This is a genomic window from Nocardia sp. CA-129566 (assembly GCF_050956075.1).
Lineage (GTDB): Bacteria > Actinomycetota > Actinomycetes > Mycobacteriales > Mycobacteriaceae > Nocardia.
This window is the reverse complement of record NZ_CP192085.1, coordinates 6,586,991-6,612,690: the sequence shown is the minus strand read 5'-3', so window position 1 is coordinate 6,612,690 and position 25,700 is coordinate 6,586,991. Positions and strand designations below refer to the sequence as shown.

Sequence of the window (25,700 nt, the reverse complement as noted above, 5' to 3'; positions counted from 1 at the left end):
GAGACGAGCTTTCGGCGGGCGGCGAGGCCCGGCCGACACGAAGGCCCGGCGATGTGAGATCTGCTCGCCAACCGAGCGAGCAGCAGGACGAGGAGTGCACTGATGGGTCTGGATACCGGCCTGGATCGTGACGAGGTGCTGACGCTGATCCGCACCGCGCTGGACGAAGATCTGCGCTATGGCCCCGATATCACCACGGCCGCAACGGTTCCCGCCGACGCGGCGGTCAAGGCATCGGTGGTCTCGCGCCAGCCGGGCACCGTCGCCGGACTCGACGTCGGACTGCTCGTCCTCGATGAGGTGATCGGCGCGGGCAACTACGAAATCACCGATCGAGTCGCCGACGGCACCCGGGTCGAGCCGGGGCAGAGCGTGCTCGGGCTGGTCGCGCCGACCCGTGGCCTGCTCACCGCCGAACGCACCATGCTCAACCTGGTCTGCCACCTCTCCGGCATCGCCAGCGCCACCGCGTCCTGGGTCGATGCGGTGGCGGGCACCAACTGCCGCATCCGCGACAGCCGCAAAACCCTGCCCGGCCTGCGCGCCCTGCAGAAGTACGCGGTCCGCGTCGGCGGTGGCGTCAACCACCGCATGGGCCTCGGCGACGCCGCCTTGATCAAGGACAACCACGTCGTCGCCGCCGGTTCGGTCGTCGCCGCACTGCGCGCCGTCCGCGACCTGGCTCCCGATATCGCGTGCGAGGTCGAGGTCGACAGTCTCGAACAACTCGACGCCGTCCTGGCCGAGAACGTGGAACTCGTCCTGCTGGACAACTTCCCCCTCTGGCAGACCCAGGCCGCCGTCCAACGCCGCGACGCCAAGGCGCCCGACACCAAACTGGAATCCTCTGGCGGCCTGACCCTCGACGCCGCCGCCGACTATGCCCGAACCGGCGTCGACTACCTGGCCGTCGGCGCCCTGACCCACTCCGTGCGCGTCCTCGACCTCGGCCTCGACATGTAGGACACAACCATCAGCGCCCCTCGGCGATCGCCAGCATGGACCGCCACCCCGCCGGTCGACATCGGCAGCGGATCTTCATCTCGATAGCTGTCCTGCGCCGATCAGACGGTGAGTTCGCGTTCCAGGGGCGTGCGGAAGCGCGGGATGGCGCGGACATTTCCGAACCATTCGCCGGTGCGGGCGGCTTCGGCGGCGATCATGGTTTCGGCATCCGAGCCGACGTCTTCTAATAGCCGATAGGCGATTTCGCCGTCTTTGCGCTGGGCCCAGCCGCCGACGACGCGGCCGTTCCACCAGATCGTGGGGCCGACATTCCCGTTGCGGTCGAACAGGTTCGGGGCGTGCGGGCCCAGGTACCAGTCGCGGGATTGCCAGCCCATGGGGGTGGGGTCGAGCGCGGGGAGTAGGGCGGCCCAGGGTTCGGGTTCAGGCGTCGGGTCCTGATCCTCGGCGAGCAGCAGGCCGGTGCCGCCGTCGAGATCGACCTCGACCACATCGAGTTGGGCGAGAGCCTTGCGGACCTCGCCGAGAGTCCAACCCGTCCACCACTTGATATCGGTGATGGGGGCCGGGCCGAAGGCGTAGAGCCACTGCCGGACGAGTTCGGCGCGGGCTTCGTCGGCGGGGATGGTCGCAACACCCTGCGGCAGCCACGATTCCATGGGCGCCCAGGTGTATTGGCTACTGGTCCAGCTGCCATTGGGACGGCCGCGCACGATGCGACCCTCGACGCCGAGGATCACCAGCACCCAGGTGGTGATGGAGGTCGGACGCGAATAGGCCTTATCCGGAGCGGGATTCACCTGGGTGCGCAGCAGCGGCACATCCTTGCTCAGCTGTGCGCCGGTGGCCGCACCCCTGGCCAGCAGCGCCTTATGTGTCGCGTCCTCGACCTCGGCGAGCCAGGCGCGCACATCGCCGTCCACCACACCCGCCTGCTCGATGAATCGGCCGTAGGTGCGACGTTGTTTGTGCGCCAACGCATCCGCGCAGGATGCCTGCAGTACCGGGACCAAGTCGACCGGTGCGACGAACATGGTGCGCCGCATCGCCAGCATGCGCAGCAGCGTCCGATCGTCATACAGCGCCTTCTCGACATGCGCGGGCTCGGCGGCAAGACTGCGCGCCCCCACCGACAGGTACACCGTCGCCGGATCGGTCGCGTGCAGCACGACGAGGGATCGGACGATCTCGGCCACATCGTCGGTGCGGCGCGTCGATGCGAGCCGATGCCGCCGCGCAAGCCGGGCGCGCCGCTCGCCCGTATCAATCGAACGCATAGGCGAATACTAGCGGCCAGCCGATCCGTTCGGCGGCGACCCGCGACCCATCCGGGATCATGTCGCTCGGAATGCCGGTTGCCAGGCGCGCACCAGATCGAGCAGGCCGGGGAAGCGCGCTTCCAGGTCCTCGATCCGGACCCGGCTGCGGCGCTCGAGTCCGTACTGTCGCTGGCGGGTGACACCGGCCTCGCGCAGCACCCGGAAGTGGTGCGTCAGTGTCGATTTCGGCCGATCGATCTCGAACCAGCCGCAGGAGCGATCGGTATCGGGGGATTCGAGCAGCAGCTTCTGCACCATGCTCAGCCGCAGCGGATCACTGAGCACGCCGAGCACCTCTTCCAGCCGCAACTCCGCGCGCGCGGGCTCGGGCAGCGTGGTCGCGACGGTGTCGGTGGCGGGCATCGGGGTCTCCTGTGGATCTCGAATTCGTTAGTTCGACTTCTATCGTACTAGATGTTAAGTTCGACTCCCGTCGTACCAGTACGAGAAATATCGAACTGATGGAGGTTGGGAATGTCGACACTCGTGGCGTCCGAGGTCGAGATCGCCGAGCGCAACGGCACGGTATGGCTGGCGGCCTGGCCCGTGCTCGCGGTCTTCGTGCTCTCGAACGCACCGACACCGCTGTATGTGGTGTGGCAGCATCAACTCGGCTTCTCCTCCGGCGTACTGACCGCCGTATTCGCCTGTTACATAGCCGGTTTGCTCGGTGCGCTGCTGGTCGCGGGCGTGGTCTCGGATCGCATCGGACGCAAACCGGTGCTGCTGCCCGCGGTGATCCTCGCGATGCTCGCCTGTGTACTGTTCGCCACCGCGAATTCGGTTGCGGTGCTGGCAATCGCGCGCCTGCTCACCGGGATCGCGGTCGGTGCCGCCGTATCGGCGGGGATGGCGGCGGTGACCGATATCGGCGGCCCGCATCGCAAACGCCTTGCCGCACTGGCGGCGTCATCGGCCATGGTGCTCGGCGCGGGCTTCGGTCCGCTGCTGGCGGGTGTGCTGTCGCAGACCGTTCCCGGCCCGACCGTAACCATCTTCGTTGTCGAGATCGTCCTGCTCGCTTCGGCTTTCGTGGTGGTTGCCCGCCTCGACCTGCCCAAGGGTGCGGGCGGGCGCGGCCCATGGATCCGCATCCCCGCGGTCGCATCGGGTGGCCGCACCGCGGTCCTGCTCGGCATTGCGGTCTTCGCGCCGGGCATCACCGCCACATCGTTCGTGCTCTCGCTCGGACCCTCGCTGTTGTCGAACCTGTTGGGCGCCACCAACCGAGTGCTCGCGGGCGGCTTGGCCTTCGCGATGTTCCTCGGCGCCACCGGAATTCAATTCGCCGTGCGGCGGCTGCGGCTGCGCGCGATCCTGCTCGGTAGCGCCGCGGCCACCCTGCTCAGCATGATCACCATGGCTTCGGCGCTGCGACTGTCATCGATCGCGCTGTTCGCCGCGGCCGCGATACTCGCCGGAATCGGCCAGGGCATGGGCCAGTTCGGCGGTCTCACCGCCATCAGCGCGAATGTGTCCGCCGATCGGCTCGCCGAGGCCAATGCCGCCCAGAATGTCGGCGGCTATCTGCCCGCCGCCGTGCTCCCGCTGTCGGCCGGATTCCTCAGTGACGCAGTTGGTTTACCTGCTGGCGCGACGACCTTCGCCGGTGTGGTCGGCGCCGCCGCGGTGGCCGGTGCGATATTCGTCGCGACGCGCGCCGCCGCTGCCACCGGACCACGATAGCCGCATGCCATCATTCCAGCATGAGGCGCGGATACCTACTGCTGATGGCCTGCTGTGCGCTGCTCACCGTGGCGTCGACGACAGGCCTCGTCGCACCGGCCGTTTCGGCCGAGCCGGAGTGCGCGGTCCAGGTGGATATCAGGCCGGTGACCCTGACGGTGGACGGCGAGGAGGCCACCGGCCGGGTATACGAGCCGTACCGCTGTGCGGCGGGCGACCTGACGCCGCACGATCTGGTCGTCGCGGTGCACGGCCACGGCGGCAGCTCCGCCGACTTCGCCGGATATATGACCTCGATCGCCAGCCGCACCGCGACCCCGATCCTGTTGATGGACGCACGCAGCGCGACCAGCGTGTGGCGGACCGGCGAGTGGAATCTGTGGGCGGGCTGGCGCGATATCGTCACCGCCACGCAGTGGTACAAGAACGAACACCCCGCGATCGGCCGCACCGTGCTGTGGGGCTGGAGTCAGGGCGGCACCATGAGCGGCCTCGCGGCGGCATACGGCCCACCGGGACTATTCGACTACTGGGTCGACAACTACGGTCCCGCGGACGATTTCACGATGTGGTACACCTCGGCAGGTATCGATCCCGCGCTACCGGCTCAGGTCGAACGCGACGCGGGCGGCTGTGCCCCGACGGTATGCCCACAGGCCTACGCCGACCGCTCACCCGCCCTGCTGGCCGCCCGGATGGGCACGAAACGCGCCTTCCTCATCCACGGCACCAGCGACGATGTGGTGCCGTATTCGTCGACCCTGGAAGTGCGCGCCGGACTGCTCGCCGCGGGCAAACCCACCTCGATGTACACCATCGTCAGCGGCCGCGACCTGTATGGCGCGGTGGTCCCCGGTGATCACAGCATCGGGCCCGCGTACTTCGAGGGCGGCTGCGTCGTCGAGCGGCTGCTCATCGGCACCGAACCCGTCGACGGACCCGATCGCGACTATCTCGTCGATATCGCTCGCGGCATAAACACGGCCCCCGCCGCCCCGCCGAACGCCAAATGCGCCGCCTGAATCAGGCCATGGGAACACTCGCCGAGCCGGTGTGGTTCATTCGAGCAGACCGAGACGAGGAGAGGTGCGATGGATACGGGATCGCGAAGCGATTCGATGGGGGACAGTGGCCTAGCGAAGGGTCCGCACAAGCCGGACGACCCCGCCTACCACTGGAACGGGGCGGAATTGGACCTCGACGCCTACCTCGCGCGCATCGGCTATGACGGCGACCGCACCCCGACGCTGGCCACGCTGCGCGCCCTGGTCTACGCGCACACCACGACGATCCCGTTCGAGAACCTGGAGACCATCCTCGGCCGCCCGGTGCTGCTCGACGTGGAAGCTTTGCAGAACAAGATGATCCGGCAGCGTCGCGGCGGCTACTGCTATGAGAACGTCGGCCTGTTCGCCGCCGCACTGGAACGGCTCGGTTTCGGCGTCACCGGTCTGAGCGGCCGGGTCACCCTGGGCGCGCCCGGCGGCCTGCGTCCCGCGACGCACGCCCTGCTGCGCGTCACCACCAGCGACGACGACCGGGTCTGGCTCTGCGACGTAGGTTTCGGCTCCGGCCCGCTCGCCCCCTACGAACTGGTCGAGGGCGGTGAATTCGCGCTCGGCGAGTGGCGATTCCGGCTCGAACACACCACCGGCGAACTCGACAGCGACCTGTGGGTGCTGCACGAATTCGGTCGCCAGGGCTGGATCGACCGCTACACCTTCACGCTGAACCCGCAGTACCGCATGGATTTCGCGGTCGGCAACCACTTCGTGTCGACATCGCCGCGCTCGCCGTTCACCACGCGTCCGTTCGTCCAGCGTTTCCTCCCGGACGTCCACTACGTCCTGGACGGTCTCACCCTCATTGCCGAACGCCCCGACGGGTCCAGCGAGACCCGCGAACTCGAACCTGCCGAACTGCCCAAGCTCCTCACTGAAGTGTTCGATATCGACCTCGCCGAATCCGACGCCGCCGTGCTCGCCAAGGCCCCCTGGCTCGCCTGATCGCACCTTTGTCGGCCTTCGCCCCGGTCCCGGCGCGAAGGCCGACAAGGTGTGCGAGATGCCGGGCAAGCACTCCGTGTGGGTTACCCAGGCTGGTCGCCATGGGCGGTTAGAGTCGGCCAGGTGCGCGCATACCGGAATCTCCTCGTCCTGTTCGCGGCCCCCGCCCTGGCCTTGACCTGCTGCAGTTCCGCACCGGACCAGCCCGACACCGTCGCGGGGCAGTTCGCCGATGCGCTCAACCGGGACGATGTCGCCGCTGCCGCGGCACTCACCGACGATCCGGCCAGGGCCTCCGATGCACTGGGCAAGCTCTACGACGGGCTGGGCAAGGAGGTGAAATTCGAGGTCCGCACCGCCGATAAGAACTCCTTCACCCTCGCCGCCACCTGGAAACTCGGCAAGGACGGCAAGAACGAGTGGAGCTACACCACCAATGGCACCGCCAGCGATTCCGGCGACGGCTGGAAGGTCAAATGGGATCCCGACGCCATCGCGCCCGGCCTCGCCAAGGGATCGCTGACCTACAGCACCACCTACCCGAAGCCCGCCCGCATCCTCGAGTCATCGGGCGGTGAGTTGATGACCGAGCAGGTGGTAACCCTGGTCAACGTCGCCCCCGGCGCGGACACCGCCGCGCTGGCTGGCGTGCTCGGCCCCGTCGCGGCGGGCATCACCGCGCCGTCGCTGCAATCGGATCTGGCTGCCGCGCAGGGCAAGTCGATCACCGCGGTCACCTTGCGCGACGCCGATATCGCGCCGATCCAGACCGCGCTGGCCGCGATTCCCGGCGTCACCCTCGCACCGCAGACCCGCCTGCTCGCCACCGACAAATCCCTCGCCTCACCGGTCCTGTCCGGCTTGGCCGACCTGTGGCAGAGCGCGGACGATACGGCCGCTGGCTGGGCGATCCGGGCGCAGACCGCCGACGGCACCGAACGCGTCGCCGGCCAAGATCCCAAACCCACCGCGGACATCGTGACCACCCTCGACACCGATCTGCTGCGCGCCGCGGAGAGCGCACTGACGCCGATCACCCAGCCCGCCGCGATCGTCGCATTGCAGCCCTCCACTGGAAAGGTGCTCGCCATCGCACAGAGCGCGGCCGCCGACGCCCAAGGCCCGATCGCGCTCACCGGCCTGTATCCGCCCGGTTCGACCTTCAAGACGGTCACCGTCTCCGCCGCACTGCAATCCGGCGCGGTGACCCCGGACACCGTATTGCCATGTCCGGCCACCGCGAATATCGAGGACCGCCGCATCCCCAACGACAACAACTTCGATCTGGGCAATGTGGCGCTGCACACCGCCTTCGCCCAGTCCTGCAACACCACTATGGGCCAACTCGCGGCGAATCTCCCACCCAACGGCCTGAGCGATGCCGCGGCACAACTCGGCCTCGGCATCGACTTCGTCACACCCGGTCTGACCACCGTCACCGGCAAGGTGCCGACCGCCGACACCCCGGCGCTGCGGGTGGAGTCCGGCATCGGCCAGGGCAAGGTGACCGCATCGCCGTTCGGCATGGCACTGCTCGCCGCGTCCATCGCGCGCGGATCGATGCCGCTGCCGATGGTGGTCAACGGACAGCCCGGCGTCGCCGACCGCACCCCGGCGCCCTTGCCGCCGACGATCGATGAGCAGCTGAAAACGATGATGCGCGAGACCATCACCGGGGGCACCGCGACCGCGCTGCGGGATATCCCCGGCCTGATCGGCAAGACCGGCACCGCCGAGTACATCGATGACCAACATGCGCACGGTTGGTTCGTCGGAATCGACGGTGACCTGGCCTTCGCCGTGTTCGTCAGCGATGCGAACAGTTCGGCTCCGGCCGTGCAGGCGGCCGGTCGTATGCTGCGGGCGCGGCCTTGAACTAGCATGGCAGCCGCGCACGGTGCGATGTGGGCGGCGAATATACCCCCGCAGCCGCGTGCCGAGGATTGCGCACCGCTACACTCGTCGACGGAACGCGTTGATGGTCAATACGCGTGATGTCACGATTTCGAGAAGGTTCGGAGTAGGCGCCATCGATACCGGTCAATTGATCGCGGAGCACTACCGCCTGGTCGAGCGGATTGGTAGCGGCGGCACAGGCGTGGTTTGGCGTGCCATCGACGAACGCCTGCAGCGCTCGGTCGCGGTGAAGCAGATCCACATCAAGCCCAGCCTGCCGGAAGCCGAGCGCGATGTGGTGCGTCAACGCGCGTTCCGCGAGGCCCGCAATGCGGCCCGCTTCCAGCATCCGAATGCGATCGTGGTCTTCGATATCACCGAGCACAACGGTGACCCGTGCCTGGTGATGGAGTATCTGAAGTCGAAGAGTCTGGCCGGGGTGATCTCGGCGCAGGGCATGCTGCCGCTGACCCAGGTCGCGCGGATCGGCGAGCAGGTCGCCTCGGCATTGATCGCCGCGCACCACGCCGGGATCGTGCACCGCGACGTCAAGCCGGGCAATATCCTGCTCGACGACACCGGCACCGTGAAGATCACCGACTTCGGCATCTCCCGCGCCACCGGTGACGTCACCCTCACCGAAACCGGTCTGATCTGCGGTACCGCCGCCTACCTCGCGCCCGAGGTCGCGCGCGGCGCCGACCCGACGCCCGCCGCCGACGTATTCGCCTTGGGAGCAACGCTTTTCCACGCGCTGGAGGGCGAACCGCCGTACGGTTCCAGCGCCAATCCGCTGGCCGTGCTCTACGCCGCGGCGAACGGTCAGGTGAGCGAACCGCGTCATGCGGGCCCGGCCACCGACTTCCTGCTGGATCTGCTCAGCCCCGACCCCGGCGACCGGCCGACCATGCGTGCGGCCCGCGAACACCTGTCCGCACTCGCCGACTCGGGTTCGGCGTCGGTGCACGCCGGATTCATCCCCGCCAGTGAGGCCTTCGCCCGCCACGGCGAATCCGCCACCCGCACCCTGCGGCCGCCCGCGAACCCGACGCCGGAGTATCAGCCCACAGCACGGCAGCCGCGTCCGGCGCCGCCGCCGCGAAATACCGTTCGCCCCAACAACTCCGACAATGGCTCGACACACCCGCGCACCGCGGCACATCCGCGCACGACCGCGCAGCCGCGGCCGGTGCCGCGCCAGTCCGGCGGTAAGCGCAAGGCGGTCCTGATCGGCGCGAGCATCGGTGCGGTGGTGGCCGTCGTGGCCATTCTCATCGGCGCGCTGAACCAGTCGGGCAGCAACACACCGTCGGTGCAGGCGAGTCCGCCGTCGTCGTCGGCCTCGAAGGGCACCACTTCCACGGCTGCGGCCGGCGCGCCGGGGCAGACGAAGAGCGTCGGCCCGGCAGATTCGCGGCAATCCATCGATCAAGTGGTGGACTTCTACAACAACCTCATCTATCTGAGGTTCGCGGATGCCTGGAGACAGTTGACTCCCGCTGCTCAGCGGGTCTACGGCAGTCAGTCAGCCTTCCAGGATTACTGGACGCAGAATCGGGTCACGGGCTTCAACACTGTTGATGCGGCCGGTGGTGGTACCGGCACCAACCCGGACGGTTCAGTGGAAATCAATGTGGCCAGCGTGACCTATGCGGGCCAGAGCAGATCGGTGACGCTGCGGTTGATCAACCCCGGCAACGGCGCCCCACTCATCGATAGCGATACGCGCAGCGGCGACGCCCGCTAGTCATTGCCCAGCGGAACCGGACCGCACCGTAGAGTGCGCCCAATTCGCCAGCAGCGCAAGGGCGGTCGCGCTCGGCGAATCCGGTTCGGTGGTGTGCATGATCAGCGCCTGATCCGGATCGTCGGGCAAGCGCAGGGTTTCGTAACCCAGGTCGAGCCTGCCGACCACCGGATGCAGGTACACGTACTGCCCATGCGTCTTGTCCTTGAGCTCGTGCCGCTCCCAGGTATCGCGAAAGGCGGCGGAGGTCGCGCTCAATTCCTCGATGAGCGAAGCGATTGCGGCATCACCTGGATTGCGGGCCATGTCCAGACGCAGGTATGCCACGACATCGGCGGCCTTGGCCGGCCAATCCTCGTAGAGCTCGCGCATGCCCTCGTCGAGAAAGACCAGCCTGGCCAGATTGCGTTCGCGGGGCGGTAGCGCGCCGAAGTCGGTGATGAGCGCGGCGGCCAGCGGATTCCACGCGAGCACATCGGTGCCTCGGCCCACAATGTAGGCGGGCACATCGGCGGCGGCGTCCAGTAGTCGGCGCAGTCCGGGGCGGACCTGCTGTTCCGATTGCGGCTCATCACCGGACCAGGGCCGGGCCAGTCGATACAGGTGTTCGCGCTCCACCTGATTCAGCCGCAGCGCCTGCGCGACAGCATCCAGCACCGATTCCGAAAAGTGCAGCGTGCGGCCCTGTTCCAGGCGGACATAGTGGTCCACGCTGACTCCGGCCAGCATGGCCAGTTCTTCGCGGCGCAGGCCGGGAACCCGGCGGCGGCTGCCGTAATCGGGCAGGCCGACCTGCTCGGGGCTCAGCCGAGCCCGTCGGGAACGCAGGAATTCGCCGAGTTCAGCGCGTCGATCCAGACTCACACGATCAAGTATCCCGGTGGTTGCCGCCGCGCAGCCTGGTCATCTCGTGCCCAGGCTCGCGCGGCGCTGTTTACCGCGCTCGCACACGTCGAAAGTGGTGATCACGCCGGAACGGATCCGGCACAGATACGGAGAACGCAATGAGCAACACCCGCCCCTTCGGCGACACCGGAATGAACATCACCCCGCTCGGCTTGGGCACCTGGGTGATCGCCGGATCCGGTTGGCAGTACTCCTGGGGCGCCACCGACGACGCCGATTCGATCGCCGCCATCCGGCACGCCATCGATTCCGGACTCAACTGGCTCGACACCGCGCCCGCCTACGGTCTGGGCCATGCCGAGGAGCTGGTCGGCCGGGCACTGGCCGATATGCCCGAATCCGAGCGGCCGTACCTGTTCACCAAGACCGGCCTGGTCTGGAACGAGGGCGACGACCGCACCGGACCGCCGCGCCGGATCGTACGTGCCGATGTCGTGCGCCGTGAGCTCGAGCAATCGCTGCGCCGGCTGCGCGTCGACCACATCGACCTCTACCAGGTGCATTGGCCCGACACCGGCGAGATCTTCGTCTACGGCGCCGACGGCGTCGCCTCCGGCGCGGCCACTCCGCTGGAGGAGTACTGGCAGGTGATGGCGGATCTGAAGAAGGAGGGCAAGGTGCGCGCCATCGGCCTGTCCAACCACGATGTCGCCCAGCTCACCGCCGCCGAGCAGGTCGCGCACGTCGATGCCATCCAGCCGCCGTTCTCGGCGATCAATCGCGCCGCGGCACCGGAGATCGCCTGGGCCAAGGACAACGGCACCGGCGTCATCGCCTACTCGCCACTGCAGTCCGGACTGCTGACCGGCGCGTTCACCGCCGACCGCGCGCTCGGCGCCGACGACTGGCGCTCCGGCCACCCGGACTTCACCACCAATCTGTCCGCCAACCTGGCCCTGGTCGACGCACTGCGTCCGATCGCGGCCCGCCACGGCGTAACCGTCGCCGAGGTCGCCCTGGCCTGGGCAACCGCATGGCCCGGCGTAACCGGCGCGATCGTCGGCGCCCGCAACGTCGCGCAGATCGACGGTTGGATCGGCGCCGACGCCCTGCGGCTGACCGCCGCCGACCTCGCCGATATCACCACCGCCATCACCGAAACCGGCGCGGGCACCGGCCCGGCCCACGCCTGATCCCCATCACCCCCGGCCCTGCGCCGAAACTCTTGACAGGACACCGAAATGACACTGCACGTGGTCGCCGAATTCCGAGCCTCCAGCGGACAGGAGGACCGCCTCCGCACCGCCCTCGAAGCGATGATCGAACCCTCCCTCGCCGAACCCGGGTGTCTCGCCTACCAGCCCTACACCGACCCCAACGATCCGTCGCGCATGGTCCTGGTCGAGGAGTGGACCGGCCCGGAGGCTCTCGACGAACACTTCGCGACCCCACACTTCTTCCACGTCCGCGACGTGCTCGCCCAAATCCTCGCCGAGCCCATGGTGATCAAACGCCTCGTCGCCGCCTGACCGGCCCGCCTGCCCCGAACACTCGGGGCAGGCAACGGTCTACCCGAACTCCGCAGCCGCACCTGACACGGTGATCAATATTCGAGTTCGCTCCAGGGGATCTGAATCGGGAAGGGGAAGTCGATCTCGATGTCGTCGGTGTTGTCAGGGGTCCATTCACCTGCAAGCAGGTAGTTGGCCGAACGTAGCGGGTGAACTCCGTCCGGCAGCTCGCCAGGCCTGGTCTCGAGGGCGTAGGCGCGCACGATGGCAATCGCACTTGCTTCGCGAGCCAGGTGCACTTCCCAGTACCAGGGAATTCCGGCGCTCGCGTAGCGCCCCTTCTTTGCCTCGATATCGGTCTGGGTGTTGGACGGGGACAGGACTTCGCCGACGAGCAGCACATCGCCGCTGCGGACATCCTGATACGGCGATTCGAGGCAGCGGTGCACGAGGAAGTCGGGAGTCAAGAAGTCGGATTTTCCAGTGCGGCCCAGAAAGACATTGGTTTCCAAACCGACGCGCCAGCAGCGCTCTGAGTGACTGGACATGTCTTTACGCCCGCAGCGCTCGAGTGCGGCGAACAGGCGTGCCGTGAACACCTGGTGTTCGGAAGGCCCACGCCGAACCCACACCACCCGTCCATCCCATAGCTCGATCTGCTCGGCGATCTCCTCGGGAAGTCGCTCCAACTCCTCCCAGGTCATGTATTCGGGGAGGTCGGGCCGCTGAACGTGCGGAATGGACATGCCGCCATAGTAGTCAGGCTCGCCGTACGGCAGCGAGGATTCCGAAACCGGCGTCGTGACGACCGCAGCGGATAACCGGTGGCATGCGACCGATAGGCTGGTAGCTGGAGCGGAGCGGAGGAAACCGACCGCTCGGCGTCGGGGGACCGGCGTCCAAGGATCAGGACAGACAGGATCGCAGACCTCATGACATCCCGCATCGAGCTCGCCCGCGTTGATCTACGCGGCCGTACTCCCTCCGCTGCCGAGCTGCGCACCGCGCTGCCGCGCGGGGGAGTCGACGTGGACTCGGTGCTGCATCAGGTGCGCCCGGTGGTGGAGGCGATCCGGGATCGTGGGGTCGCGGCGGCGCTCGAGTTCGGTGAGAAGTTCGACGGGGTGATTCCGCCGAGCGTGCGGGTGCCCGCGGCCGAGCTGGACGCCGCGTTGGAGAACTTGGATCCGGCCGTGCGCACCGCGCTGGAGGTCGCGATCGAGCGGACCCGCAAGGTGCACGCCGATCAGCGGCGTACCGACACCACCACCGAGGTGGTGCCCGGCGGTACCGTCACCGAGCGCTGGGTGCCGGTCGAGCGGGTCGGTCTCTATGTGCCGGGCGGCAATGCCGTCTACCCGTCGAGCGTCGTGATGAATGTGGTGCCCGCGCAGGCGGCGGGCGTCGACTCGCTGGTGGTGGCCTCGCCGCCGCAGGCGCAGTTCGGCGGGCTACCGCATCCGACAATCCTGGCGGCCGCGAAGCTGCTCGGCGTCGAGGAGGTGTGGGCCGTCGGCGGTGCGCAGGCGGTCGCGCTGCTCTCCTACGGCGGCACCGATACCGATGGCACCCAGCTCGAGCCGGTCGACCTGATCACCGGTCCCGGCAATATCTATGTGACCGCCGCCAAGCGCCTGTGCCGCGGCCTGGTCGGTATCGACGCCGAGGCGGGCCCCACCGAAATCGCCATCCTGGCCGATGCCGCCGCCGATCCGGTGCACGTTGCCGCCGATCTGATCAGCCAGGCCGAACACGATGTGCTCGCGGCCAGCGTGCTGGTCACCGACAGCGTCGACCTGGCCGATGCGGTCGATGCCGCGCTCACCACCCAGATGACCGTGGTCAAACACGCACACCGGGTACGAGAGGCATTGTCCGGCAAACAGTCCGGCATCGTCCTCGTCGACGATATCGACCAGGGCCTGCGCGTCGTCAACGCCTACGCCGCCGAACACCTGGAGATCCAGACCGCCGACGCCCCGGCCGTCGCGGCCCGAGTGCGCAGTGCCGGAGCGATTTTCGTCGGCGCGTACGCCCCGGTCAGCCTGGGCGACTACTGCGCGGGCTCCAATCACGTACTGCCGACCGCGGGTTGCGCGCGGCACTCGTCGGGGCTGAGCGTGCAGACCTTCCTGCGCGGCATCCACGTCGTCGAGTACACCGAGGCCGCACTGAAAGATGTCGCCGGACACGTGGTCGCCCTGGCCAATGCCGAGGACCTGCCCGCACACGGTCAGGCCGTGCAGGCGCGATTCGAGGCACTGGCATGACCCCCGAGATCACCGTGCCCGGTGCCGACGTCAGCCTGGACCAGTTACCGCTGCGCGACAACCTGCGCGGCAAAAAGCCTTATGGCGCACCACAATTGACGGTTCCGGTGCAGCTGAACACCAATGAGAACCCGCACCCGCCCAGCAAGGCCCTCATCGACGACGTCGCCGAATCCATCCGCGCCGCCGCCACCGATCTGCACCGCTACCCGGACCGCGACGCCGTCGCCCTGCGCACCGATCTGGCCGAATATCTGACCCGCCAGACCGGCGTCGCGGTGAGCACGGCCAATGTGTGGGCGGCCAATGGCTCCAACGAGATCCTGCAGCAACTGCTGCAGGCCTTCGGCGGACCCGGCCGCAGCGCCTTGGGTTTCGTCCCGTCCTACTCGATGCATCCGATCATCTCCGAGGGCATCGATACCGAATGGGTCGAGGCCGAGCGCAATGCCGACTTCTCCCTCGATATCGACTACGCGCTCACCGCCATCGCCGAGCGCCGTCCCGACGTGGTCTTCGTGACCAGCCCCAACAACCCGACCGGACACAGCATTCCGCAGGCCGATCTGGCCCGGATCCTGGCCGCCGCGCCGGGCATCGTGGTGGTCGACGAGGCCTACGGCGAGTTCTCCGCCGAGCCGAGCGCGATCGCCCTGATCGATCGGCATCCGACGAAACTCGTGGTCACCCGGACCATGAGCAAGGCATTCGCCTTCGCGGGCGGGCGCCTCGGCTACCTGGTCGCCGCCCCGGCGGTGATCGACGCCATGCTGCTGGTGCGGCTGCCGTACCACCTGTCGGTGGTCACCCAGGCCGCCGCCCGCGCGGCCCTGCGGCACGCCGACGAAACCCTGGCCAGCGTCGCGGAATTGGCATCGCAGCGCGACCGCGTCGCGGAAGCGTTGCGCGCCATGGGTTTCGACGTGATCCCCAGCGATGCGAACTTCCTGCTCTTCGGCCGCTTCGCCGACGCACCCCGCGCCTGGCAGCACTATCTGGACCGCGGCGTGCTGATCCGCGATGTCGGCCTTCCCGGATATCTGCGCGCCACCATCGGCCTTGCCGCCGAGAACGACGAATTCCTGCGCGTCAGCGGCACACTCGCCGATACCGACCTCACCATTCGATGAATCCGCCTGTGGAGGAACCAGCAATGAATCGCACCGCGCGGGTGGAGCGCGTCACCAAGGAATCCAATATCGTCGTCGAACTGGACCTGGACGGCACCGGAAAGACCGATATCGCCACCGGCGTGCCGTTCTACGACCACATGCTGACCGCGCTCGGCGCGCACGCCAGCTTCGATCTGACGGTGCGCGCCGAGGGTGATATCGAGATCGAGGCGCACCACACCGTCGAGGACACCGCCATTGTGTTCGGCCAGGCGCTGGGCCAGGCGCTGGGCGATAAGTCCGGCATTCGCCGCTTTGGTGACGCGTTCATTCCGATGGACGAGACCATGGCGCACGCCGCCGTGGACGTCTCCGGCCGCCCGTACTGCGTGCACACCGGCGAACCCGACCACCTGCTGCACACGGTGATTCCGGGTTCCGGACCGGGTGCGCCGTATTCCACCGTCCTCAACCGCCACGTCTTCGAATCGATCGCACTCAACGCCCGCATCGCCCTGCACGTGCGTGTTCTCTACGGCCGTGACCAGCACCACATCACCGAGGCCGAATTCAAGGCGGTGGCACGGGCTTTGCGCGCCGCCGTCGAACTGGACCCGCGGGTGAGCGGTGTGCCTTCGACGAAGGGGACGCTGTGAGCACCAAATCTGTCGCGCTGCTCGACTACGGTTCGGGCAACCTGCACTCGGCGCAGCGCGCGCTGATCCGTGCGGGTGCGAGTGTCGAGGTGACCGCCGATGCCGGTATCGCGCTCGCCGCCGATGGACTGGTCGTCCCCGGCGTCGGCGCATTCGCCGCGTGCATGGCGGGACTGCGTGCGGTAAAGGGTGATCGCATCATCGGCCAGCGGCTGGCCGGAGCTCGGCCGGTGCTCGGTATCTGCGTCGGTATGCAGATCCTGTTCGAGCGCGGCGTCGAGTTCGGTGTCGAAACCGATGGGTGCGCGGAATGGCCCGGTGTGGTGGAGCGTCTTTCTGCTCCGGTGCTGCCGCACATGGGATGGAACACGGTGTCGGCCCCGTCGGACAGTGTCTTGTTCGCGGGGATGGACAGGGATACGCGTTTCTATTTCGTGCACTCCTATGCCGCGCAGACTTGGGACCTGCCGCCGAGCGAGCACTTCGCCGCGCCGAAGCTCACTTGGGCAGAACACGGTGTCCCATTCCTGGCGGCCGTCGAGAACGGACCGCTGTCGGCGACGCAGTTTCATCCCGAAAAGTCCGGTGATGCGGGCGCACAGCTGCTCCGCAATTGGATCAACTCGCTGTAAACACCCGCTGGCCAGGCGATTTGACATCGTGCACGCCGGTAAGTAACTTTATTCGAGTCAGAGCGACACGGACACCGACCCGGAGCCGAAAGGCCTGGGAAACGAGGTAGGACGAGGAGCGCCTGACGATCACACTGGTTCGGACGAACCCTGATTTTGTGTCGGGGATAGACTGGGCTAAGCTTTAGCAAGTTGCCTTACAGAAGCACCGGATTTACTCCGGAGTGAAAGTATGTGCGTGTGTTCTTTGAGAACTCAATAGTGTGTCGATGAATGTCAGTGCCAAATATTATTTTGGTTCCGGCTCCTCATACCCCCGTGTGGTGGGGCTGGACATTTAAGTCAGCAAATACTTTTGCTGGCGTTTGATTTTGCCATGGTTTTCGGACTCTGGTTAATTCTTCTGATTCGCCCCTTTCGGGGTTGTTTCAAGAGTCTTCAACGGAGAGTTTGATCCTGGCTCAGGACGAACGCTGGCGGCGTGCTTAACACATGCAAGTCGAGCGGTAAGGCCCTTCGGGGTACACGAGCGGCGAACGGGTGAGTAACACGTGGGTGATCTGCCCTGTACTTCGGGATAAGCCTGGGAAACTGGGTCTAATACCGGATATGACCATGGGATGCATGTCTTGTGGTGGAAAGATTTATCGGTGCAGGATGGGCCCGCGGCCTATCAGCTTGTTGGTGGGGTAATGGCCTACCAAGGCGACGACGGGTAGCCGACCTGAGAGGGTGACCGGCCACACTGGGACTGAGACACGGCCCAGACTCCTACGGGAGGCAGCAGTGGGGAATATTGCACAATGGGCGGAAGCCTGATGCAGCGACGCCGCGTGAGGGATGACGGCCTTCGGGTTGTAAACCTCTTTCGACAGGGACGAAGCGTGAGTGACGGTACCTGTAGAAGAAGCACCGGCCAACTACGTGCCAGCAGCCGCGGTAATACGTAGGGTGCGAGCGTTGTCCGGAATTACTGGGCGTAAAGAGCTTGTAGGCGGTTCGTCGCGTCGATCGTGAAAACCTACCGCTCAACGGTGGGCTTGCGGTCGATACGGGCGGACTAGAGTACTTCAGGGGAGACTGGAATTCCTGGTGTAGCGGTGAAATGCGCAGATATCAGGAGGAACACCGGTGGCGAAGGCGGGTCTCTGGGAAGTAACTGACGCTGAGAAGCGAAAGCGTGGGTAGCGAACAGGATTAGATACCCTGGTAGTCCACGCCGTAAACGGTGGGTACTAGGTGTGGGTTTCCTTCCACGGGATCCGTGCCGTAGCTAACGCATTAAGTACCCCGCCTGGGGAGTACGGCCGCAAGGCTAAAACTCAAAGGAATTGACGGGGGCCCGCACAAGCGGCGGAGCATGTGGATTAATTCGATGCAACGCGAAGAACCTTACCTGGGTTTGACATACACCGGAAACCTGCAGAGATGTAGGCCCCCTTGTGGTCGGTGTACAGGTGGTGCATGGCTGTCGTCAGCTCGTGTCGTGAGATGTTGGGTTAAGTCCCGCAACGAGCGCAACCCTTATCTTATGTTGCCAGCGCGTTATGGCGGGGACTCGTGAGAGACTGCCGGGGTCAACTCGGAGGAAGGTGGGGACGACGTCAAGTCATCATGCCCCTTATGTCCAGGGCTTCACACATGCTACAATGGCCGGTACAGAGGGCTGCGATACCGTGAGGTGGAGCGAATCCCTTAAAGCCGGTCTCAGTTCGGATCGGGGTCTGCAACTCGACCCCGTGAAGTTGGAGTCGCTAGTAATCGCAGATCAGCAACGCTGCGGTGAATACGTTCCCGGGCCTTGTACACACCGCCCGTCACGTCATGAAAGTCGGTAACACCCGAAGCCGGTGGCCTAACCCTTGTGGAGGGAGCCGTCGAAGGTGGGATTGGCGATTGGGACGAAGTCGTAACAAGGTAGCCGTACCGGAAGGTGCGGCTGGATCACCTCCTTTCTAAGGAGCACTTCTACATGGTCGGCTCGAAGAGTCGAGAACGACTGTGTCAGAGACCGTTTCGGGCTCGTCTGTAGTCCGGCGGAAGCTCATGGGTGGAACGCTGACAAGCTTCATCGCATCGAGTTTTCGGCTGTGTCCGGAAGCTGTGGTGGATATATCGACACACTGTTGGGTCCTGAAAGAACAGGCGTTCTTTCCAGGCAAGATAACGATCCGCTCGGATCTCTTTGATACCTCGGGGTTTTCACTCTGGTGGTCGGGAATTCGGTTCGATGTGGGTGTGTTGTTTGAGAACTGCACAGTGGACGCGAGCATCTTTGTTAGTAAGTGTTTAAGAGCGTACGGTGGATGCCTTGGCACCAGGAGCCGATGAAGGACGTAGGAGGCTGCGATAAGCCTCGGGGAGCTGTCAACCGAGCTGAGATCCGAGGATTTCCGAATGGGGAAACCCAGCACGAGTGATGTCGTGTTACCCGCATCTGAATATATAGGGTGTGTGGAGGGAACGTGGGGAAGTGAAACATCTCAGTACCCACAGGAAGAGAAAACAATTGTGATTCCGTGAGTAGTGGCGAGCGAAAGCGGATGAGGCTAAACCAGTTAGATGTGATAGACGGCAGTCGTTGTCTGGCTGGGGTAGTGGGGCTCACTTTCTTGATTCTGCCGAGTCGAGCAACAGTCAGAAAAGTTCGTGTTAGTCGAAGTGGTCTGGAACGGCCCGCCGTAGACGGTGATAGCCCGGTAGGTGAAAACATGTGCTCTGTTGTAGTGGGTGCCCGAGTAGCAGCGGGCCCGTGAAATCTGCTGTGAATCTGCCGGGACCACCCGGTAAGCCTGAATACTCCCTGGTGACCGATAGCGGACTAGTACCGTGAGGGAAAGGTGAAAAGTACCCCGGGAGGGGAGTGAAATAGTACCTGAAACCGTGCGCTTACAATCCGTCAGGGCCTACGCACAACTTGTTGTGGTGGGTGATGGCGTGCCTTTTGAAGAATGAGCCTGCGAGTTAGTGGCATGTGGCGAGGTTAACCCGTGTGGGGTAGCCGTAGCGAAAGCGAGTCCGAATAGGGCGTTGTAGTCGCGTGTTCTAGACCCGAAGCGGAGTGATCTACCCATGGCCAGGGTGAAGCGACGGTAAGACGTCGTGGAGGCCCGAACCCACTTAGGTTGAAAACTGAGGGGATGAGCTGTGGGTAGGGGTGAAAGGCCAATCAAACTCCGTGATAGCTGGTTCTCCCCGAAATGCATTTAGGTGCAGCGTCACGTGTTTCACGCCGGAGGTAGAGCTACTGGATGGTCTAGGGGGCCTACAAGCTTACCGAAATCAGCCAAACTCCGAATGCCGGTGTGTGAGAGCGTGGCAGTGAGACTGCGGGGGATAAGCTTCGTAGTCGAGAGGGAAACAGCCCAGATCGCCGGCTAAGGCCCCTAAGCGTGTACTAAGTGGAAAAGGATGTGGAGTCGCGAAGACAACCAGGAGGTTGGCTTAGAAGCAGCCATCCTTGAAAGAGTGCGTAATAGCTCACTGGTCAAGTGATTCTGCGCCGACAATGTAGCGGGGCTCAAGTACACCGCCGAAGCCGCGGCATTCACACAATACATCCGCCGTTTCCTACGGGTTTCGGTGCAGTGGTGTGGATGGGTAGGGGAGCGTCCTACAGCCTTGGAAGCAGCGGCGTGAGCCAGTTGTGGAGGCTGTGGGAGTGAGAATGCAGGCATGAGTAGCGAAAGACGAGTGAGAAACTCGTCCGCCGAATGACCAAGGGTTCCTGGGCCAGGTTAATCCGCCCAGGGTGAGTCGGGACCTAAGGCGAGGCCGACAGGCGTAGTCGATGGACAACGGGTTGATATTCCCGTACCCGTGTATCCGCGCCCAATGGCGAATCATCTGTGCTAACCATCCAAAACCCAAAAGACTTCCTTCGGGAAGCTGGAGGGGGCTGCATGGGATCCTGGGTGTAGTAGTCAAGCGATGGGGTGACGCAGGAAGGTAGCTGGGCCAGTCAGTGGTTGTACTGGTGTAAGCCTGTAGGGCGTTGTGTAGGCAAATCCGCACAGCATGTGCCTGAGAGGTGATGCGTAGCCGATTGAGGTGAATTCAGTGATCCTATGCTGCCGAGAAAAGCCTCTAGTGAGTTGGTACACGGCCCGTACCCCAAACCGACACAGGTGGTCAGGTAGAGAATACTGAGGCGATCGAGAGAACTGTGGTTAAGGAACTCGGCAAAATGCCCCCGTAACTTCGGGAGAAGGGGGACCCGGTCTGGTGATGAGATTTACTCTCGGAGCTGGGTTGGGTCGCAGAGACCAGAGAGAAGCGACTGTTTACTAAAAACACAGGTCCGTGCGAAGTCGTAAGACGATGTATACGGACTGACGCCTGCCCGGTGCCGGAAGGTTAAGAGGACCGGTTAGCGTTTCGGCGCGAAGCTGAGAATTTAAGCCCCGGTAAACGGCGGTGGTAACTATAACCATCCTAAGGTAGCGAAATTCCTTGTCGGGTAAGTTCCGACCTGCACGAATGGCGTAACGACTTCTCTGCTGTCTCAACCACAGACTCGGCGAAATTGCATTACGAGTAAAGATGCTCGTTACGCGCGGCAGGACGAAAAGACCCCGGGACCTTCACTATAGCTTGGTATTGGTGTTCGGTACGGTTTGTGTAGGATAGGTGGGAGACTGTGAAGCATGCACGCCAGTGTGTGTGGAGTCGTCGTTGAAATACCACTCTGGTCGTATTGGACTTCTAACCTCGGACCATGATCTGGTTCAGGGACAGTGCCTGGTGGGTAGTTTAACTGGGGCGGTTGCCTCCTAAAATGTAACGGAGGCGCCCAAAGGTTCCCTCAGCCTGGTTGGCAATCAGGTGTCGAGTGCAAGTGCACAAGGGAGCTTGACTGTGAGAGTGACAGCTCGAGCAGGGACGAAAGTCGGGACTAGTGATCCGGCACCGGCAAGTGGAAGCGGTGTCGCTCAACGGATAAAAGGTACCCCGGGGATAACAGGCTGATCTTCCCCAAGAGTCCATATCGACGGGATGGTTTGGCACCTCGATGTCGGCTCGTCGCATCCTGGGGCTGGAGTAGGTCCCAAGGGTTGGGCTGTTCGCCCATTAAAGCGGCACGCGAGCTGGGTTTAGAACGTCGTGAGACAGTTCGGTCTCTATCCGCCGCGCGCGTCAGAAACTTGAGGAAGGCTGTCCCTAGTACGAGAGGACCGGGACGGACGAACCTCTGGTGTGCCAGTTGTCCTGCCAAGGGCACTGCTGGTTAGCTACGTTCGGAAGGGATAACCGCTGAAAGCATCTAAGCGGGAAGCCTGTTCCAAGATGAGGTTTCTCACCACCTTTGAGTGGTTAAGGCCCCCCACAGACCATGGGGTTGATAGGCCAGAACTGGAAGCCCGGTAACGGGTGTAGGTGACTGGTACTAATCGGCCGAGGACTTACCAACAAAGAAGCTACGCGTCCACTGTGCGGTATCTGAAACAACACACAGATACAGGTAGACAGGAAACACTACCGACCCCCCGACAGGGGGGTTGTGGGGGTTTTCTGGGCTGTCTGTGGATAGTTTCATAGAGTTACGGCGGCTATAGCGGTGGGGAAACGCCCGGTCCCATTCCGAACCCGGAAGCTAAGGCCACCAGCGCCGATGGTACTGCACTCGACAGGGTGTGGGAGAGTAGGACACCGCCGGAACATCCTTGCGAAAGGCCCCCAACACAGTTGGGGGCCTTTCTGCGTTGTCGCGCAGGTAGTGGTGATTCTCCGGGTGGACCCCGACTTCGGATTCCTGGATATGGGGGTTGCTTCCGGATCCGCAGCGCCGAGGCCCGGGCCTACGGTCGTGGGAGGAGGTCACCATGAGGTCCGTCACGGTTACGCTGACCGTCATCGGGGTCTACGCCGCGGTCGCGAGTTTCGCCTTCGCGGCCTCTCTCACCGAGACGATCATGCTGTACCCCAATATCTTTCGCGATGTGCCCGATTCGCTGGCACAGACCCAGCAGTTCATGAGCGAGGTCGCGGTCGGCGATGTCATGCGCCCGCTCGGCGGCGTGCTGACGGTGTGCGCGCTGATCGCGTGTGTGGTGGCGCTCCGGTACCGCCTCGCGCGGGGATGGGTCGTCGCATCGATGATTTCGCTCATCAGCGGGCAGTTCCTGCTGTCGATCCTCTATCTGTGGCCGCGCGCGACGATCCTGTTCGACGAGCGTTCCCGGCACAGTCTCGCCGAAATCGAGAGCGCGGCAACCGAATTCCAGGTGGGCGAGTGGGTCAGGATAGCAGTGGCCCTGGCGACCGCGGTATTCGCGGTCGCCGCCACGCTGAGTTGTTATCGCACACGGATTCTCGCCAAGGCCGACGAGCGGTTCGAAGAACCGGCCTAGGGTTGGATGCCTGTGGACCACACCGGCGTCGTCTCCACTCGGGACAGTCGCCAGCCATCGGCGGTACGGACGGCATCGAAGCGGTAGACCTCGCCGAGGGTGAATTGCGGCTCCGGCGCGATCCGCGGTTCGGCGGTCGCGGCGGGGCTGAAGGTGGCGATGAGATTCGCCCGCACCTCGGCGGTGCCGCTACCCAGATTGACGATCACATTGCTGATGAAGTGCTGAACGCGCTTGTCATCGGAGTGATTCCGGCTGGCCTGCGCGATCAGCGCGTCGACGCCATCGGCCCGGCCGCCGGGGGTTTTGGCGGTCGCGTCGGCGGTGTAGATCGCACGGAAGTCGTCGAACCGTCCTTCGTCCAAGACGCGGCCCAAGCGGTCGACCAATGCGGTGATCTCAGTGCGGTCCACCAGCTCTCGGAGTTGGCGCTGGGTCGTGTCGTCCTTGGCGGTGGCGCTCGCGCAGGCGGCGACGAGGGCCAGCGGCAGGGCGGCGAGGGGGAGGAGACGGCGGATCTTGTTCATCGGTCGAACCTTTCGCATTAAATATTGGTCACTCCAACGTTGGTGGAGCCAACGTAACAGATTGTGGGTGTCACCAACAAGTGTTGCTACATTTGACGCATGGAGATCGCGCACGAGGACACCCCCGGCAGGCTGCGCGCGCTGCCCACCCGACTGGTGAACCAGGTGGCCATCCTGGCCAACCGGGCGACCGAGCGCGCCTTCGACGCGACCGGATCACGCCGCTATCACTACGCCCTGCTCACCACGCTCGACGAATTCGGCCCCGCCAGCCAGGCAGATCTGGGCCGACGCACCCGCATCGATCGCAGCGATATCGTCGCGGCGCTGAATGATCTGGCCGAGCGAGGTCTCATCGAACGCAGTCCGGACCCGGGCGACCGCCGCCGCAATATCGTCACCATTACCAAGGCCGGCACCCGCCACCTGGCCGAACTGGACCACCGCATAGAAGGCGCCCAAGACGAGTTGCTGGCCGCCCTCTCGGCAGCCGAGCGCCGCGAACTCGTCCGGCTGCTCACCCGCATCCTCGATGATCACGCCCGCGACTGACCGCACCGGTATTTCCGCAGGCCGGGGGTAGGGCACGCGGAGCGAGCAACTAAACTGCATCCGTGAGTCTTGTGCTGCTACCTGCTGTCGATGTCGCCAATGGAGAGGCCGTGCGCCTGGTTCAGGGGGAGGCGGGCAGCGAAACCAACTACGGCTCCCCGCGCGACGCGGCGCTCGCCTGGCAGGAGGCCGGTGCGGAGTGGGTGCATCTGGTCGATCTCGACGCGGCATTCGGGCGCGGCTCCAACCGGGAACTGCTGGCCGATGTCGTCGGTGAACTCGACGTGCGGGTGGAGCTGTCCGGTGGCATTCGCGATGACGAATCCCTGGAGGCCGCGCTGGCCACCGGCTGTTCCCGGGTCAACCTCGGCACCGCCGCGCTGGAGGATCCGCAGTGGTGCGCCCGCGCCATCGCCAAGCACGGCGAGCGCATCGCCGTCGGCCTCGACGTGCGGATCATCGACGGTGAACACCGGCTGCGCGGTCGCGGCTGGGTCAGCGACGGCGGCGATCTGTGGGAGGTGCTCGAGCGCCTCGAACGCGACGGCTGCTCGCGCTATGTGGTCACCGATGTGACCAAGGACGGCACCCTCACCGGCCCCAACCTGGACCTGCTGCGCGAAGTGTGCGCCGCGACCGATGCGCCGGTCATCGCCTCCGGCGGCGTCTCCACCATCGAGGATCTGATCGCCATCGCCGAACTGGTTCCCGAGGGTGTCGAGGGTTCGATCGTCGGCAAGGCGCTGTACGCGGGTCGCTTCACGCTGCCCGAGGCGCTGGCCGCGGTGCGCTGATCGCTTCGATGACCGCCAACCGCCTCGACACCGAACTACCGGCGCTGCTCGACGTCGCGAGCGATATTCTCGACGCGGCCAGCCCTCGTTTCGTCGAGGGGGTCGGCGCGCCGAGTGCGGTGGCCAAGGGCCGCAACGACTTCGCGACCGAACTCGATCTCGAGCTGGAACGCACCATCTCCGCCCAACTCGAACAGCGCACCGGAATCGAGGTGCACGGTGAGGAATTCGGCGGACCGCAGCTCACCTCCGGCACCGCGTGGGTGCTCGACCCGATCGACGGCACCTTCAATTACTCATCGGGACATCCCCTCTCGGGCATGCTGCTCGCGCTGGTGCACGACGGGGAGCCGCTGCTCGGGCTGACCTGGCTGCCCTTGCTCGGCCAGCGTTATGCGGCGGCCGCCACCGGTCCGGTACTGCTCAACGGCGAACCGCTGCCGCGGCTGCCGCACAGCAAGCTGGGCGAGGCGATGATCGGGTTCGGCGCGTTCAATGTGGATTCCGCGGGGCGCATTCCCGGCCGATTCCGTTTCGACCTGCTCGGTCCGCTGAGCCGGTTGTCCTCGCGGGTGCGCATGCACGGTTCCACCGGTATCGACCTCGCGTTCACCGCATCCGGTGTGCTCGGCGGCGCGATCGTCTTCGGGCACCATCCGTGGGACAACGCGGCGGGTGTGGCGCTGGTGCGCGCGGCGGGTGGTGTGGTGACCGATCTGGCGGGTGCGCCGTGGACCATTACCTCGGGGTCGGTGCTGGCCGCCGCGCCCGGGGTGCACGAGGAATTGCTGGAAATGATTTGCACGGTCGCCGACGATGCGTGAGGCTGC

At 65.1% G+C, this 25,700-nt stretch carries 21 protein-coding genes and 3 rRNA genes; 19 read left to right on the top strand and 5 right to left on the bottom strand.

The annotated features are described in order from the left end of the window. Positions 1–102 precede the first annotated feature (102 nt). Positions 103–963, top strand: coding sequence for a carboxylating nicotinate-nucleotide diphosphorylase (gene nadC / locus ACQP0C_RS29055; RefSeq protein WP_433725016.1), 861 nt, complete (start codon positions 103–105; stop codon positions 961–963). Between the two features lie 101 nt (positions 964–1,064). Here nadC and ACQP0C_RS29050 read toward each other — a convergent pair whose 3' ends face one another. Further along, entirely contained in the window at positions 1,065–2,243 is a 1,179-nt protein-coding gene (locus ACQP0C_RS29050; protein ID WP_433725014.1) for a winged helix DNA-binding domain-containing protein, read from the bottom strand. A gap of 57 nt (positions 2,244–2,300) precedes the next feature. Further along, positions 2,301–2,648 (bottom strand): ArsR/SmtB family transcription factor, encoded by a 348-nt coding sequence (locus ACQP0C_RS29045; protein ID WP_433725012.1) that lies wholly within the window; start codon positions 2,646–2,648, stop codon positions 2,301–2,303. Between the two features lie 111 nt (positions 2,649–2,759). Between ACQP0C_RS29045 and ACQP0C_RS29040 the strand changes: the two genes are divergently transcribed. From ACQP0C_RS29040 to ACQP0C_RS29020, 5 genes are all read left to right on the top strand, one after another. Then, positions 2,760–3,971: an MFS transporter gene (locus ACQP0C_RS29040; protein WP_433725010.1), complete on the top strand. Its 1,212-nt coding sequence runs from the start codon at positions 2,760–2,762 to the stop codon at positions 3,969–3,971. Positions 3,972–3,991: 20 nt separating this feature from the next. Further along, positions 3,992–4,993, top strand: coding sequence for an alpha/beta hydrolase family protein (locus tag ACQP0C_RS29035; protein WP_433725008.1), 1,002 nt, complete (start codon positions 3,992–3,994; stop codon positions 4,991–4,993). A gap of 96 nt (positions 4,994–5,089) precedes the next feature. Then, positions 5,090–5,977, top strand: a complete 888-nt coding sequence (locus ACQP0C_RS29030) for an arylamine N-acetyltransferase family protein (RefSeq protein WP_433734685.1) — start codon at positions 5,090–5,092, stop codon at positions 5,975–5,977. 123 nt (positions 5,978–6,100) lie between these two features. Continuing rightward, on the top strand, positions 6,101–7,852 hold the full coding sequence (locus ACQP0C_RS29025; RefSeq protein ID WP_433725006.1) for a penicillin-binding transpeptidase domain-containing protein: 1,752 nt from the start codon (positions 6,101–6,103) through the stop codon (positions 7,850–7,852). 103 nt (positions 7,853–7,955) lie between these two features. Next, positions 7,956–9,620 carry a serine/threonine-protein kinase gene (locus ACQP0C_RS29020; protein WP_433725004.1) on the top strand — a complete coding sequence of 555 codons (1,665 nt, stop codon included), beginning with the start codon at positions 7,956–7,958 and terminating at the stop codon, positions 9,618–9,620. On the opposite strand, the gene ACQP0C_RS29015 is transcribed toward ACQP0C_RS29020, so the two are convergent. Next, entirely contained in the window at positions 9,621–10,484 is an 864-nt protein-coding gene (locus tag ACQP0C_RS29015) for a helix-turn-helix transcriptional regulator (RefSeq protein ID WP_433725002.1), read from the bottom strand. Positions 10,485–10,624: 140 nt separating this feature from the next. On the opposite strand from ACQP0C_RS29015, the gene ACQP0C_RS29010 reads away from it, so the two are divergent. Further along, positions 10,625–11,659, top strand: coding sequence for an aldo/keto reductase (locus ACQP0C_RS29010; protein ID WP_433725000.1), 1,035 nt, complete (start codon positions 10,625–10,627; stop codon positions 11,657–11,659). A gap of 48 nt (positions 11,660–11,707) precedes the next feature. After that, a complete protein-coding gene (locus ACQP0C_RS29005) occupies positions 11,708–11,995 on the top strand; it encodes a putative quinol monooxygenase (RefSeq protein WP_433724998.1) in 288 nt (95 codons plus the stop codon). Positions 11,996–12,069: 74 nt separating this feature from the next. Here ACQP0C_RS29005 and ACQP0C_RS29000 read toward each other — a convergent pair whose 3' ends face one another. Then, positions 12,070–12,723: a Uma2 family endonuclease gene (locus tag ACQP0C_RS29000; protein WP_433724996.1), complete on the bottom strand. Its 654-nt coding sequence runs from the start codon at positions 12,721–12,723 to the stop codon at positions 12,070–12,072. A gap of 186 nt (positions 12,724–12,909) precedes the next feature. Here ACQP0C_RS29000 and hisD point away from each other — a divergent pair, with 186 nt between their 5' ends. From hisD to ACQP0C_RS28960, 8 genes are all read left to right on the top strand, one after another. Continuing rightward, entirely contained in the window at positions 12,910–14,247 is a 1,338-nt protein-coding gene (gene hisD / locus ACQP0C_RS28995; protein ID WP_433724994.1) for a histidinol dehydrogenase, read from the top strand. After that, positions 14,244–15,377, top strand: coding sequence for a histidinol-phosphate transaminase (locus ACQP0C_RS28990; RefSeq protein WP_433724992.1), 1,134 nt, complete (start codon positions 14,244–14,246; stop codon positions 15,375–15,377). The genes hisD and ACQP0C_RS28990 overlap by 4 nt, the downstream gene beginning before the upstream one ends. 23 nt (positions 15,378–15,400) lie before the next feature. Next, positions 15,401–16,015, top strand: a complete 615-nt coding sequence (gene hisB, locus ACQP0C_RS28985; protein ID WP_433724990.1) for an imidazoleglycerol-phosphate dehydratase HisB — start codon at positions 15,401–15,403, stop codon at positions 16,013–16,015. Then, complete coding sequence (gene hisH / locus ACQP0C_RS28980) at positions 16,012–16,647, top strand: imidazole glycerol phosphate synthase subunit HisH (RefSeq protein WP_433679431.1); 636 nt, start codon at positions 16,012–16,014, stop codon at positions 16,645–16,647. The genes hisB and hisH overlap by 4 nt, the downstream gene beginning before the upstream one ends. Before the next feature lie 438 nt (positions 16,648–17,085). Next, a 16S ribosomal RNA gene (locus ACQP0C_RS28975) occupies positions 17,086–18,602 on the top strand. A 324-nt stretch (positions 18,603–18,926) separates the two neighbouring features. Further along, a 23S ribosomal RNA gene (locus tag ACQP0C_RS28970) occupies positions 18,927–22,057 on the top strand. Positions 22,058–22,188: 131 nt separating this feature from the next. Next, positions 22,189–22,305 (top strand): 5S ribosomal RNA (rrf, locus tag ACQP0C_RS28965). Together the 16S, 23S and 5S rRNA genes form the textbook arrangement of a ribosomal RNA operon. A gap of 164 nt (positions 22,306–22,469) precedes the next feature. After that, positions 22,470–22,997, top strand: a complete 528-nt coding sequence (locus ACQP0C_RS28960) for a hypothetical protein (protein WP_433724988.1) — start codon at positions 22,470–22,472, stop codon at positions 22,995–22,997. On the opposite strand, the gene ACQP0C_RS28955 is transcribed toward ACQP0C_RS28960, so the two are convergent. Next, positions 22,994–23,524 carry a nuclear transport factor 2 family protein gene (locus ACQP0C_RS28955; protein ID WP_433724986.1) on the bottom strand — a complete coding sequence of 177 codons (531 nt, stop codon included), beginning with the start codon at positions 23,522–23,524 and terminating at the stop codon, positions 22,994–22,996. The genes ACQP0C_RS28960 and ACQP0C_RS28955 overlap by 4 nt on opposite strands. Positions 23,525–23,623: 99 nt before the next feature. On the opposite strand from ACQP0C_RS28955, the gene ACQP0C_RS28950 reads away from it, so the two are divergent. From ACQP0C_RS28950 to ACQP0C_RS28940, 3 genes are all read left to right on the top strand, one after another. Continuing rightward, on the top strand, positions 23,624–24,076 hold the full coding sequence (locus tag ACQP0C_RS28950; protein ID WP_433724984.1) for a MarR family winged helix-turn-helix transcriptional regulator: 453 nt from the start codon (positions 23,624–23,626) through the stop codon (positions 24,074–24,076). Positions 24,077–24,138: 62 nt separating this feature from the next. Next, entirely contained in the window at positions 24,139–24,870 is a 732-nt protein-coding gene (priA, locus tag ACQP0C_RS28945; RefSeq protein WP_433724982.1) for a bifunctional 1-(5-phosphoribosyl)-5-((5-phosphoribosylamino)methylideneamino)imidazole-4-carboxamide isomerase/phosphoribosylanthranilate isomerase PriA, read from the top strand. A gap of 8 nt (positions 24,871–24,878) precedes the next feature. Beyond that, positions 24,879–25,694, top strand: a complete 816-nt coding sequence (locus ACQP0C_RS28940; RefSeq protein ID WP_433724980.1) for an inositol monophosphatase family protein — start codon at positions 24,879–24,881, stop codon at positions 25,692–25,694. The last annotated feature ends 6 nt before the right edge of the window (positions 25,695–25,700 follow it).